This is a genomic window from Desulfomicrobium macestii (assembly GCF_014873765.1).
GTDB classification, from domain to species: domain Bacteria; phylum Desulfobacterota; class Desulfovibrionia; order Desulfovibrionales; family Desulfomicrobiaceae; genus Desulfomicrobium; species Desulfomicrobium macestii.
Genome location: NZ_JADBGG010000004.1, coordinates 128705 through 142776, shown reverse-complemented (window position 1 = coordinate 142776; position 14072 = coordinate 128705). Strand labels below are relative to the sequence as shown.

Annotated in this window: 11 protein-coding genes; all 11 read right to left on the bottom strand. The window is 56.6% G+C overall.

Annotated features, from left to right (window positions below; translation table 11 throughout):
* Positions 1–8 precede the first annotated feature (8 nt).
* Positions 9–2108, bottom strand: coding sequence for a hypothetical protein (locus H4684_RS04205; RefSeq protein ID WP_192622924.1), 2100 nt, complete (start codon positions 2106–2108; stop codon positions 9–11).
* A gap of 17 nt (positions 2109–2125) precedes the next feature.
* Positions 2126–2758: an exosortase C-terminal domain/associated protein EpsI gene (locus H4684_RS04200; RefSeq protein WP_192622923.1), complete on the bottom strand. Its 633-nt coding sequence runs from the start codon at positions 2756–2758 to the stop codon at positions 2126–2128.
* Complete coding sequence (xrtA, locus tag H4684_RS04195) at positions 2755–3588, bottom strand: exosortase A (protein ID WP_192622922.1); 834 nt, start codon at positions 3586–3588, stop codon at positions 2755–2757. Before xrtA ends, H4684_RS04200 begins: the two co-directional genes overlap by 4 nt.
* Before the next feature lie 41 nt (positions 3589–3629).
* Positions 3630–4802: a carboxylate--amine ligase gene (locus tag H4684_RS04190; RefSeq protein WP_161949004.1), complete on the bottom strand. Its 1173-nt coding sequence runs from the start codon at positions 4800–4802 to the stop codon at positions 3630–3632.
* A gap of 44 nt (positions 4803–4846) precedes the next feature.
* Complete coding sequence (locus tag H4684_RS04185; protein ID WP_192622921.1) at positions 4847–5641, bottom strand: hypothetical protein; 795 nt, start codon at positions 5639–5641, stop codon at positions 4847–4849.
* Positions 5642–5682: 41 nt separating this feature from the next.
* Complete coding sequence (locus tag H4684_RS04180; RefSeq protein ID WP_192622920.1) at positions 5683–7458, bottom strand: asparagine synthetase B family protein; 1776 nt, start codon at positions 7456–7458, stop codon at positions 5683–5685.
* A gap of 113 nt (positions 7459–7571) precedes the next feature.
* Positions 7572–9857 carry a sialidase family protein gene (locus H4684_RS04175; protein ID WP_192622919.1) on the bottom strand — a complete coding sequence of 762 codons (2286 nt, stop codon included), beginning with the start codon at positions 9855–9857 and terminating at the stop codon, positions 7572–7574.
* A complete protein-coding gene (locus tag H4684_RS04170; RefSeq protein WP_161949005.1) occupies positions 9845–11053 on the bottom strand; it encodes a polysaccharide deacetylase family protein in 1209 nt (402 codons plus the stop codon). The genes H4684_RS04175 and H4684_RS04170 overlap by 13 nt, the downstream gene beginning before the upstream one ends.
* Positions 11053–12372 (bottom strand): phenylacetate--CoA ligase family protein, encoded by a 1320-nt coding sequence (locus tag H4684_RS04165; RefSeq protein WP_192622918.1) that lies wholly within the window; start codon positions 12370–12372, stop codon positions 11053–11055. Before H4684_RS04165 ends, H4684_RS04170 begins: the two co-directional genes overlap by 1 nt.
* Positions 12369–13484 carry a glycosyltransferase gene (locus H4684_RS04160; RefSeq protein ID WP_192622917.1) on the bottom strand — a complete coding sequence of 372 codons (1116 nt, stop codon included), beginning with the start codon at positions 13482–13484 and terminating at the stop codon, positions 12369–12371. Before H4684_RS04160 ends, H4684_RS04165 begins: the two co-directional genes overlap by 4 nt.
* A complete protein-coding gene (locus H4684_RS04155) occupies positions 13481–13873 on the bottom strand; it encodes an acyltransferase (protein ID WP_225940233.1) in 393 nt (130 codons plus the stop codon). Before H4684_RS04155 ends, H4684_RS04160 begins: the two co-directional genes overlap by 4 nt.
* Between the last annotated feature and the right edge of the window lie 199 nt (positions 13874–14072).

The window sequence follows — 14072 nt, the reverse complement described above, 5'->3', positions numbered from 1 at the left end:
TACTCCAGCTACTCCAGATTGCCCGCAAGCGTTGCCGTATTGCCGAAAGGATCCATCAATTCCAGCCGCCACGGTTCCCCCTTGCGCACTTCCCGATTGGGGACGAACACGCAGGGCCTGGAGGCAAAGCGTTCGAAGACATGCTTTGCCCCGTTTTCCTCGGCTGCAACGCGGCCAAGGCGCATCTGGGCCAGGCGGGGTTCATGGGCGCTCGCCCCCAAATCCGCCATGACCAGATATCCCTTGCCGCGCTCCGCATCGCGCGCCTGCGCCACGCGCACGTTTTTGTCCCAGGTCAGACCGACCAGGCCGCCCGGCTTTTGCGGTTCAGGCGGCAATCGGTACAGAGGATCGCCCACAAAACTGGTGATCCAGCCCATATGGACCTGATTGCTGAGCAGAATCTCGCCCACAGGGCGGCCTTCACGCAGGGCCGGATAAAAAACCGCTTCGTCCCAAAAACTGTGGCTGTGAATATGGGGCGTCTTGCGCGGGTCGACGCGAGCCGAACCGGCCGTCATCGTCACCCCTTGCCTCAAGAATTCGTGGAATCGCGAATCCTTCATGTTCCAGCCCTGATTCGACTGGACAAAGGCCGCAATCCCTCCGGGAAGGAAGACAGGGCTTGAGTTGAAGAATCCGCTCCCCGGGGCCAGTTTGAAAAGGTCAAGCCGGACCCTGCCTTTGGGGTGCTGGAACAGATGCCTGTATCCCAGGTCCCAAAACGGCTTGGCCGGAGTCCGGTCACCGATCTCTCCGACGCGTTCCGGGGCTTTTACGAGAGGCACATCCGCGAGCATGCCCATCTCCGGACCCGCATGCCTGGATGCATAGACGGCCCGGTCCACCAGCTCCATGGCTTCAAGGGGTGTCTGTCCATCTATGCGCATGGCGAAAAAGAGGTGACGATCCGGGCGCAGGGCTCGCTGCGCGGATGTGAACCGAGGCGAACCCAGCCCGGCCTTGTTCCCGCCTTTGCGGTAGGCCGCCGGGTGCACGAAAGGATTTAGATCCGCCCCCTGAAGCGGCATGGACATTCGCGTGCGGAATATAATATTCGTGAAAGCGCTTTTCTTTGGAGCCGGAGCAAAGCGCATCGGCTGAACCTTACGTTGGTGCAGGCTCTCGAAATCGTAGTACATGAGCTGGAGTCGCTGACACAAATCAATCGCAGATCCATAATCGCGCAACTGCGGGCCGACGCCGGTGGCAATGCCGTACGGAGCCGCAACGGTGAGGGGCAGCCCATGACAAACAACTATGTACAGGACATGATCCTTCAGCAGGGTTCCGTCGGGCCTGGCATTGGCGGGATCTTCCAGAAACGCCTTGATCGGAGCCTCCACCAGATCCAGGTAATTTTGGTCGTCACGAATACCGTCAAGACCCGTGGCGTTCCATGACGCCTGTAGAATGTCTTTGTACTCGGCGCTCCACTCGTGAACGTCTCCCTGAGCGTCCGCGCACCGGGCCGTGGCCGTAAACGCCCCCTCCATGAGGAGCCCGCCCAGGGCCCTGATTCGCCAGTCCCCGTCTTGCTGGACCCGCACCTTGTCGGGATGAAGGCTTGCGCCGTTCTCGACCAGCTTGAAACGCGCGCGACTTGATCTCTCGTCGGACTCGATTTCAAGTCCGAGGGTGCTGAGGTTCCACGGGACTTCGGTCTTGGGCAAGACCACCTCCACCATGCGACTGTCGCGCATCTCGCAGCCGCTTTCGACACGTTTGGAATCGCGGGACCGATACAGGACACCGCAAGCGTTGTCCGCGCTGCGCTCCTCAAGATGATCGCCGGAGAGTACGTTTCCTGACGACCGGCCACCCGTCAGCCCCAGCAGGTAGGGCCTCTCCCCGGTGACCGGATCGGTATGCATCCGCGCATAGTGCTCGGCGACCGCCAGCGAATCCTGCGCAGCGGAGATAAGGGGATGCCGCTCTCGCCAATCCGCATTGTAAAGGACGAGGACCTGCGAGGGCGATACGCCGACCAGGGGCTCTGCACATGCCAAACCATTGCAGAATGTGAGCGCGCACAGGATGAAAAGGAGCGCGGCGAACAGGCGATATGTGATTCCGGGCACGGCAGGCCTCGACATGTCCATGTTCATGAGTCCCCCACAAATTTCTAGTTAGGCAAAAAATCGCGAATGACCGGATAGAAATCCCGCAGAAAACCTTCGATCCGTCGCTCCGCCTCCTCCTGGGCGCCATCTCCCTGCACGGAAATCCTCATAAAGCTCTGATCCCGGCGACGGTGAAACATGGAGCCTGTAATCTCCGCAAGTTTCAGGGAAAGCTCGTCCGACATGGTCTTTCCGCGCATGGAGAACCAGTAGTAGATGACCTCCCGGTTATTGCCCATGGCGTACACGGCCTGGACCAGATTTACCGCTTCCCTGCCCAAATCCAACGTCACGTGCCTGGAGGACAGTTCCGTCCAGCCGCCGCCCGGCAGGCAATGCTTGGGCGAGTGTATCCTGCCCGAATCGGGTCCGCCGTCGAAAAAACTCAGGTACATGTCGACGGTCGAGCCATCCTCCCTGGCATAACGCCGGGAGAGATAATCCGTCGGCATCAGCACCTTCACGATGTTTTTGCTCAGGTTTGCCTGCCCGATCATGCGCCAGCCCGCATGGCTGGCCGGAAATTCCTCGAAGGGCCGCCCCGGGGGCACTTCGAGATCGCGATGAAACGCCATGTACGTTCCGGCCCCGGCCAAAAGCAGCATGATGAAAATAAAACGGAAGCGAATATTCATGACCACCTCTTGAGTGCTGCGCCCAGGGCCACGAACATGACCACCGCTGCGAAAAAGACGAAGAATCCCGCGAATTCATGGAAAAAGCCCTCGGCTGCCGCCGCCCCGAAATATTGGGCCAGAACCCCCGTGGCGATGACCCGCAGGCAGTTGGTGAAAACCGCGATGGGCAGGGTCGAGGCGATGAGCACCACCCGGTCCCGGACCGAGGAGTGCAGCACGAATGCGTACGCCGTGCCCAGGGCCAAAAGGGACATGATGGAGCGCAGTCCGCTGCAGGCATCCGCCACCTCAAGGGTAATGCTTGGGAACATGAGGATGTTGCCTTCCTGCCAGATGACGATGCCCATGGCCTTGAGGGCCAGGACCGAAACCTTGGTCACAAAGAGTTTCAGGGGAAAGGCGGCGGCGTCATAGATGATGTAGGGAATCGGGATCATGAGCAGCAGATAGGCCAAAGGGGCAAGGAGAATCCCAAAAATCTTCCATCCCAGGATATAGAGCACCGATCCCGCGATGATGACCACCAGGGAGGCGCGCATGGTGAAGTATTCCGTGCCCAGCCAGCCGAAAAGAAGCATGGCCAGCCCAAAGAGGATGAGACCCATGCCGGACTCGGCCGGCTTGACCTCCGCCTTCAGGAGATCGTCCCGGCGCATGTAGACCAGATACCCGGCGATGAAAGGCACAAGAAAGCCGTGCGAGTAGTTGTCGTCGGCAGCCCACTGTCTGACCATGGGTACGACGATCGGCCAATAGACGACCCCGGCGGCAACGGCTAGGAAAACAACCCAGATGATCAGATTCTTTTGATTCTTCAAGAGTTCCATTCAGCTCCCCTCATCCGATGTTCACGTTCCAAAGGTCTGTCTTACTCCCAAACCCCGTCCAAAGCCTCCCGGTGCGCACCCCGTCCGACCAGGCTGCACACCTTGCGAGCGGCCTGGCAGGCGGCCCAGCCTGCCAGAGGAAAAGGATCGAGCAACTCAAAATCATCCATGGCCGCGAATCCGGATAACACCGCGTCCGGCCGCGCGGCGCTGGATCCGGATAAAAATGCATGGGCTTTTCGCATCATGTCTCCGCCCAGCCACCGCGTGGCGACCACCGGCGGGTTCAGGGGCGCACTGAAGTCATTCTCGCCCATGGCGCATTTGTAATAGTAGTAGGGAAAATCTATGCCCCGGGCGATGCTCTGCCCGACCGAACCCCAAAAACGCGGATTGACGTCGATGAGAAAACTCTTGTTCCGGACCTCGTCATGAAGAAAGTCCGCCTGACACGGCCCGGTCCATTGCAAATCATCAAGGAGGGTCTTCATCGCCGCCGTGGCATCGGGAAAATCCCGGCTGACCCGGACCGTCGGTTGGCCGTACGGGTGGGGATAGGTCTGCACGGTCCAATATGAGTCCGCAGCGACCAGGGCCCCGTCGCGGTAGAGCATGGCCACTCCCGCAATAGGACCTTCGATTTTTTCCTGAACGAGATAGCGTTCCGGGAGCACGTCAGTCCGCCCGGCCATCATGCGCAAGGCGGACTGGCTGGATACTTCCATCACCGACCACCCTCCCCCCCCCTGCTTGGGCTTGAGGACGGCAGGAAAATGAAAATCGGGCGGCAAGCCTGAAGTGACTGCGTCTTTGAGTTCCACGGTCAGGGGCATGCTCACCCCGAGACGCTCCGCAATGTTTTTGAGAGAGCGCTTGTCGTGCAGGCTGATGAGATCCTTGTACTGCGCCATGAAGATGCGCACATGAGGAGCAAGGACGGCGCGATGACGCGCCACGAAATAGGTTTCTTCCAGCACAGGGATAAGAACGTCGATTTTCTCCTTGTCGATGATCCGAAGAATGTCTTCGACAAAGCGGGCCTCATCCACAAAGGGCGAAGCGTACACATGTCTGCCGGCGGCATGGCGCGACCAGAATGACATGGCGAGCGGATCGGAATCCGCCATGACCGCCTGGATGCCATGGCGACTTAAATTCTTGCAGATGCAGTAGGCAACACGAGTGCTGGCCGAAGTGATGAGTGCGCGTCCCACAGTATCTCCATTCTACACATTGAGATTAATTTTAAGAGCACTATTCATGAAGCTATCTTCCTTGCCAAAGAATTCTTCATGGACTTGAGAAAAGAGAACGTGCGCGAATTCTTGTCAAAATAATTTTTAGGATTTGAATAATAATTCAAAAAATACATACATCTTCCATACGGGCCGAGCCTGTCTTGAAGACCCTTCACATACGTATTCTTACATGGATTACATGTTCCGCACGGCTTGGAAAAAAATGTTGGGCGGTGACAAAACCATGAAAAATCCAGTATGTCCGCAAAATCGTGTTCTGTCGCTATTCTTCGCATGTCCACTTTATAAATGTCCGTTATCGCGAAAACAAAATAATGGAAAAGATCATAGACAGGCGTTCCTTTAAATTTTGAATCGATAACGCGATATCCATTTTCATCTTTCGATAAATAATTTGCAATGACGGAACGGCAGCCGACAACAGAATCAGAACGTTCAATAACCAGCTCAATTTCCGACAGGCCGAATTGATCGGCCCAGATGGACAACCACTCGTATTGTCCACCCAGTCTCTCTTTAAGTCCTGCATAACATGCGGATAAATGCATATTTTCACCCACATCTGTTTTGTCAAAATAGAGTGTCGGCAACAGAAGATCACTCAATTCAGGATATTTTTGCTTCAAGGTACGCTTGATGTTGCTCATCGCCTTGAACTCGTGGACAAGAGACCAGCGGAACGGATCAATTATATAGTATGTCTGTACAGGACATTTTTCCACCACGACAAGGTAAAGCACTCTGAATGTCGAGTCCCACCCGCCAGTCCATAATACTTTCTTGACTTCACTCATTGATCCCTCTTCACCAGTATAGAACTGATAATTTCAGCATGTTACCAAAATTTAACCCATCTATTCTTCACAAGCCGCAGCACTATCTCCACAGTAAACATTTTCGTAAACATATGACCACTTTTGTCTCCACTGAGCAATTCCATCAAATTTTTCCTGGAAACATATTTTGATATTTCAAGATCATGACCGTGAAAAAACGCATCAATCCATGATCCACAATCCTTATTCAGCCATGTCTCCCAATCTTCGAGCGGGACCTGATTTATTTCTTTATTCAATGTATTGCGAATCTTATGGTTAACCCTGTACAGGAAGTGAAATAAATCTCCCCCCAGGACAAAATCGGGACGCGCGCTGACAATGGGTATTTTTGCAAGGTGCGGAGCTTTTTTCGCCAGCAGATAGGACTGCATGACCATTTCGCAGCGCGAGCCGCGACTATGCTCGGGCAAAAACTGGGAATAGCTCAGCATGCTGAGTTCCGAAGCGAAACCGTACTCTATGATTTTCGTATCGTATGCAGGAACTCGCCACGTGGTGAAGTTGTCTGCGATTTTCATTTCCCCGCCAAAATATCTCGCACCAATCATGTACAGGCTATATGAAAAATGATGGGCACTGGACGTAAAACTCCCAAATCTATCAGCAAGTAAACAATTAGTTTCTATAATATGATCAGAAAAATCACCAATGTCATCTTCAAATATATCTCCCCATGAACCATTTTGAAATTCTGATGTCTTGCCTTCAAAGAGGTCGTACACGTCTGGAGAAGTCAATGGATGCCATCCAGCATGTCCACGCAGCGCACCCAAGGCAACACCACTCAGGGTAAGCGGATAATTCGTCCCATTTTGCGTTATCGAGCGATACACGTGCAGCAATGTGGCCCGTTTCACCCCTTGTGTTCCGGAAGATACATAAACAGTGTCCAGCATAAGTTCAGGCAAACCGGCCACGAATTCCTGATCAAACAAAACCTCCTTGTGCAACGTTCCGGCGCTGCGGGCCACTCTTGCCGCACGGATCAGATCCGACGTACCGGGAATCCCGTAGGTGTAAGTTGTCATGTCCGCACCGGTCGGCTTGAAACCCAGCACTGTCCGTGCATCCCAACCGGCTGTGATGGGGCATGCCATCTGTGTATTTTCAAAATAAAGAGGGAATCTTTCCGAAAAAACTTCCAAGGCTGCTTCAAGTGCCTTTTTTTTCTTGAGAAGCGGCGTATGCACCTTGAATTCCGATGCATAGGTGAATATTTTGTACACAATTGAATCTTGCAGCGAAAACTTCATCACCGTGCCTGCAGAAGCTCTGTTTACACCTTCTAGAAAACTTACGTTTGAGACTGAAAAATTGTAATATAAAAATTCCCATATCCATTTCTTGCTGACATTAAACACATCCAGCTTGCAAAAAGACGAGACCTCAGACCCTATATATAAATTTCCGGAATCAATCCCCCAGTAAATGGGATACTGGCTTCTTCTGTCGGTCAATACAAACACTTCATTTTCAATATTATTTACTGCGATTATCCCATACATGCCCTCGAATTTGGATAATTCATAAAATGATTCCCGGCTGAGAGCATCGGATATGATCTCAATATGATTCGAAGGAATATCAACCACATCCCCTACTATGAATATCTTCCATTTCAAATTCTCATAAAAAATTGAATATTTCATTTCCGGTGAAGGAGTTTTTCCAATTCTGATGCGAAAATTCTTTCCTATGAAGCTTGAGAGTGTACGTGTACGGCAAGGATTCAATGTTTCATCGACATCATGAAAAAGAGAATCCTGATTCAAGCATTCTTCATTGCATCCGAAGCAACTAAAAAATGAGGACATATACACCTCGATCTATACATACATGAATTTTCAATCCAGCTCTTTCATGTAAAGTCATGTCCTGCCTACTCTCATTGCGGAAGATAGGGACCTTCAAACACACCCTGTCCAAAGGTCGTTACAATGATTCGTGTCATGTCCGAAGGATCAAAATTAATGCTTTGCACCGATGCAGCAGGAAATTCCGAATAATGCCGCCAAGTCGCCCCGCCATCCTGGCTGTAGAGCAAACCGTTCCTGGAAGTACCGGCATAAACCAACCGGGAATTTTGAGGATGAAGGGCCACAGCCATGGTTTGCTCGTAGTTCTCCCCCCGGGCCGCTTTTTGAATCATCTCGTCGGTCAGGACATGCGCCCAGGAGTCTCCGCCGTCCGTCGTCTTGTATATGCCGCCCTGCATCCAGTGCCCTTCCGAAGAGCCGGCCGAGACGTACATCACGTCTTCGTTTTCAGGGTCCCAGGCGAAATTCGTGGTCCACCAGACAAGGTTGACGCCACTACTGATTGACTTCCATGTTTCGCCGCCATCCATCGACTTCCAGACGCCGCCCGGAACCGTGAAAAAATTATTCTTGGAGCGCAGCCCTGTGATGAGGCAGTACAAATTTCCGCTCTTCGGATGCACGCGTAACCGGTAGATATGCAGATTTGGCGCAACGCCCGGGCCCGGCGAAATTTTTGCCCACGACGTTCCTCCATCAACGGACTTGTACACACCCGCTTCGTCATCATCGCCTTCCCCGTACACACCGGCATAGAGGGTTCGCCGATCAGGAGGCGACGCGGGATCGAGAGTCACGGTGGTGCAGACCTGTTTGGGCAGTCCGGATGAACTGCCCGGCTTATAGGGAACCTGCCAGCTCAGGCCGCCGTCCGTGGATCTGACCACCCCACCCTGATGCCCCCGATATCCCGATTTGGTAACCGAAAGATTGGAATGGTGCGGAATGTCGTGACGGGCGCTCACCGCCGCATACAGCACGTCCGGCACATCCGGATCGTTGACCAGATCATAGAACGTGTTCCTCCAGGGCGAACCCTGCGCCGTCCATTGCCAGCTTTTTCCGCTGTCCGGCGACCTGGTGAATCCGATGTCCGTGTAGGTGATGTAATGTCTGGCCGGGTTATGGGGGTCGAAATGATAGCCCCAGGCGCTGGTCACCTCCAGCCCGATGCTCCGGTAATGCGCCGACTTCTCCGGCCCAACGACGACCTCTGTGGCCATGCGCGGATGCCATGTCTCTCCTCCGTCCCGGGTGCGATACAGTTCGCCCTGCGTAACGAGAAAGGCTTCCTCGGGCTTTCGCGGATTGACCGCAAAACCCTTGGGCGAGATCAGATAACTCCATTTCAGGGAGTCCTGAATCCAGGTCGGTTCCACATTCGCCTTCCAGCCGTATTTGCGGGCGAAATCGGCCATCCTGAAACTCGGGTTCCAGCTTTGGCCGCCGTCAATGGAACGAAGCAGGTTGATGTTGACGTTTGATCCGGTCTGGGCGGCATAGACGACATCAGTCTGCCCGGGGGCCATGACAAGATGATTTTCGCCCCCATAGGGTGAATGCGCGAGGGCCCAGCTCGATCCTTGATCCGTGGAGCGGATGATGCCGAACTTGTGCAGACTGGCCACCATGAGCGAACCTTTGTCCGACACCGCGCCAGCAAGCCCCATGGCAGGGTGCCCCTTGATTGCCCGCCCGTCGACGACCACGGGAGACGTCGTCCACGTCTGGCCCCGGTCACGGCTGCACGCGACAGCATCCGGGTCCGCCATGGCGCAGAGGACCTCGCCAAGGATGACGGTCTCGGATGTCTGCCTGTCCAGCACCTTTTTCCAGGTCGCGCAGTCGTCATCAGTGCGCCACAGCCCGCCCTTCGTGCCGACGAGAAGAACATCCGGCGAGCCGGGAATCGCGGTCAGATGCAGAATCGCGTCCTTCCCCCAGGGCATGCCGTCCACTTTGGGCCACGAGCGACCCTGGTCCGTGCTGACCCGCAGCGCGCTCTTCCCCGACCGCCAATAGATGCGATCCTTGAAGAACACCGGGGGCGTGGAGAACTGCATGAAACGAAAGCCCTGGGTGTAATGGATCAGCTCCCACCGCTCGCCACCGTCTTCCGAGCGGTAGGCGCCGCCCATGTCGGTGACCAGAAACATGAGTCCCTCGTCGTATGGAGAGATGGAGATGACGTACATTCCGCCCCCGCCGCCAATGCCTCGCGGGGAAAACACTCCCGTATTCACCGTTGCAAACGATGACGGCGCGGACATGCCCATGATGACGAACACGGCCCAGAACATCAGGCCATACACCACGCAGCCGCCATGCTTTCTCCCTTCCATTATTCGTGACACGATTCGTCCCTCACCCGCCCAAGCATGGCTATCTTCATTTTTTCCCAGTTTTCGACCGTGAGCTTCCCGCCTCCCCGAAAGAGACGCGCCAGGCGGCTTCCGCCCCGCACCTCCTCCAGAAACAGCGGCAGCAGCCACGGCCCGAGATAACGAAACCCAATGCGTCCCTCGACTCCCGGAGGCCCCACACGGGAAAAACGAAAACACCCGTTCTCATCCAGGGCCGCCGGCCGGAGCCGTTCCCGAGACCCCACCGTGGTGCCGACATAATACCCGGATGCCGCGTCAAACACTTCCTCGGTGTACCCGCCGCCGGGCCAGCAGAAGAAATCGATCTTCTTGTGCAGGTTGTCTTCAAGAACGGCCTTTGAATCCGCAAGTTCCCCATGCACCCGGAGCATGAACTCATCATGCGTCTCGACGCTGGTTTGCTTCCAGGCTTTCATCATTTCGTCGGCCATGCCGTGCAGATCACGCCTCCAGTCCGGCCCGTCGAAAAATGATCTCCCCATCGAGGCCACGACTTCGCGCAGCGCCCGGCCAACGCGCTCGTCGGGACGAAAAACGGGACCATCCATGGACTTGGCGTGTTCATAAACCGGCTCGCCCCAGACGCCCGGATCGGATTTGAGCTTCAGATAGCCCCACTTGTCCTCGGGACAGGCGTTCCAGTCCATCCAGTAATATGTATCGCCCGGATGCCGGAAATCCACGATCTTCGGCCCTGAGGGATACCAGGTGTGCGTAATCCCGTGGGACTGGATCTCCATGACTCCGCTCTGCTCCAGGGCGCGCATCTCGCTCCAGGACAAAAAACCGGCGCTTGGCAACCGGGCGCTTTCCGGACGCGTCGGATCGAATTGGGGGCGGGGCTTGACGGCGGGGTCGACAAAATCGGTTGAGACGAAAATCGTGCCGCAAAAACCGTGCTTTTTCAGCAGAGGCGCGGCAAAGACCCAGTTGTCCAGATAGCCGTCGTCAAAGGTCAGGGACACGACCCGCTCCTGCTCAAGGCGACCGGCCAGTGCGATGTCCATGTACTCGCGCAGAAAAACGGCGCGATACCCGAAACGCCTGAGCGCACCGAGTTGGGCGTCGAAGAGCTGCCAGGGGACCGTGAGAAAATTCCAGGCCCAGCGTCTGTCGGGCACTCCCACGGTGTGAAACATGACGGAACTTGTTCCGGGTCGCGACATCACTGCACCTCGCATACGATATACCTGTGTTTTCCACCAATTGTGCGTGGGATTTCATCCACAAAGCGGACCCGCAGCCGGATCTCGCCCTCGTGATCATGTGCGACGCATTGCGGCAGGGCATTGAGCTGCCTCGTGGACGCTTCACTCACGCCCTCCTTGCATTTGACCAGCAGTTCCACTTCCCCAGGCACGGATTGCCTGAACTGGAATGAAAGAACGCCCTCTATCTCTTTGATGATCTTGACAAAATATGCGCCGTGAATCTTACCGCCGCCTGCGGCGAGCATGTAGTCATAGATGCGGCCGATATCCATGCGAATGAGGGGAAAACCCCGGCCGCAGGAACAGCCATGGGAGAGCGGGGTCGCGTAATCGCCGATCTCGTAGCGCAGTAGCGGCATGGTCCGATTGGTGAGGCCGGTCACGACCAGGCGCTTCAGTTCCGAACCCGGCTCGGGCAGGAACTCGGCATAGGCCGAATGCGTCAAAAGGTGCATGCCGCCGTGCTCGCACTCCACCGCGATGCACGGCACCTCCCTGCTCCCGTACTGGTCATGGACCCGGCACCCGAACGCCTGCGCGATGAGGGCGCGCTGATGGTCATGGAGCTTCTCAGCCGAGGTCATGACCGCGCACACGCTCGAAGGCTTGCGTCCGCAGGCCAGGATGTGTTCGGCCAAATCGCTCAAAACGGAGACATAGCCGTACACGAAGACCCTGCGAAAACGCGCCAGAACCTCCAGCCAATCATCCATCTCCTTGCGCCCGTAGCGGTAGGCGCTCACGGTCATGGACCCTGAAAGCCATTGCTTCAAATCCACCGACGGCCGCGCAGTCCCCTTATCCCTCGGATTGCCCCAAATGTTGACGATCATGTCGGAGGGCTTCCATCCCGCGAACGTGAGCCCGAGCATGAAGCTGCCCTGCATGGCATCGAACACGTCCATGTCCTGATAAAATCTGACAGGCTCCCCGGTGGACCCCCCGGTGGCGTTGTCCACGCGGCGGGAAGCATCGGATGCGGACGAAAGCATGCGCGGCAGGCTTTCGCGCAGATCCTGCTTGGTAAGAGTCGGCAGACCGGCAAAATCCTCGAATGTCCTGATGTCGCTCGCCTTGAGGCCGAGTTCGTCAAAAAGATCGCGATAGAACGGCACCGTGCGGACGGCATGATCGACCACCTGGACAAGCCGGGCCAGTTGCCGCCGCCGCAATTCCTCCACGGACAGCCGTTGCAGGGCGACGCCTTCACGCATGAGCGCATAGCGCCTGCTTCCGCGCAAGGAGTGCATCGCCTGGCGCATTAGACCTATCATGGCCGCCTCCCCGCATCCGCATACAGCTCTGCATAACGCTCCACCATCCGCTCATGCCCGTATTGCCCATGAATCAGGGCCTTGCCCCGCGCCGCCATGTCGGCGCGCGCAGCGGCGTTCTCGACCATCCATGCCAGCCCGCCGGCCAGGGCCGTGACCTCCCGAGGTGCGACAACCCTGGCCGTCACGCCATCCTGCACGACCTCGCCGATCCCCCCGACATCGGTGGTGAGCACAGGCAAGCCCGCAGCCATGGCCTCCAGGACCGAGATCGGCATGCCCTCGCGCATGGAGGACAAAACAAAGACGTCCATGAGGCCAAGCAGGGCCGGCACGTCCCGACGCATGCCCGCCAATTGGACGAATTCGCCAAGGCCAAGCTCGCTGATCAGGGATTCGACGCCCGGCCGGGTCTCGCCGTCGCCCACCAGCAGGAGACGGACGCCGGGATGTCTGCGCCGGACCTCGTCAAAGGCCCGCAGCAGGCCGGGGTGATCCTTGGCTTCGCTGAACCGGGCCACATTTCCGAACACCGTGATGTCCGGCCCTCCCCAGCTCTCGGGCAAAAGCCCGCGCGTTTCAGGGCTTGGCGCCGCTTGCGTGAAACGTCCCAGGTCCACCCCGTTGGGGATGACCTGAATCCTGCGCGTATCGATGCCGACGCGTTCGACCATGAAGGATTTCAAATTCTCCGAAACGCAGGTGACCGCGTGCACAAACGGCGCGCAAAGGCGCACCATGCGCCGCAGCATGGGTTGCTGTTCGAGGGAATGCTTGGCGTGCTCGGTGTACACCACGCGCACACCAGCCAGCAGCGCCGCCGGGAGTACGAAGGAGAGAAGATAGCCGGCCTGGACGTGCGCCACATCGACCCGCTCGCGGCGCAGCACGCCCGCAAGAGCCTTCCAGACCGGGAAACGGCGGGGGGAACTTGACGAGAGCACATGCCAGGGCAACCCCTGGGCCTCGATGGCCGGGATCAGCGCGCCGGTGCCGCGCACCAGCCCGCACACCGAGCCCCACACGTCCGCCTTCTCCAGAATGGTCAAGGCCAGGCTCTCGGCCCCTCCGGGGGCCAGGGAGACGACGCACTGTATCACATGGAGCTTCACGGGCGCTCTCCGATGACTTTGGCGGGAACGCCGGCAGCGATGCTGTACGGCGGGATCGGCTTGGTCACCACGCTGCCGGCCGCGATGACGCAGCCCTCGCCCAGATCGGCCATGATGATGGCGCCGTTGCCGACCCAGCAGTCCCGCCCAATGGTAATGGGCTGGAACTCCCCGCCCTGCAACCGGATCGGGATGTCCCGGGAGTCAAAACGGTGCTGGTTCTTTCCGCCGGTTACCATGACGTAGGTGCCGATCATGCAGTCAGCCCCGATATGGCATCGGCCGATATTGGCGCCCGTGCTGAAGGCCGTATTGTGGCCGATGCGGATATCCGGAGATGAAAACGTGGTCAGAAATCCAACAGCACAGCTTTGCGGACACTCGTTCATCGCAATACGGTAAAACCCCCCACGAATATACGAACCCAAAAATCCTGGAAAAAGAGATAAAAATTGCGACATGCTTATAAATGCGCCGTTTTTTCCGACAAAATAAGATCCAATCCGATATATGACGTACGGAATTATTGCGATAACGAGAAAAGTTGCATGGAATAATTTCTTTATCATATATAATCAGCCCCTAGCT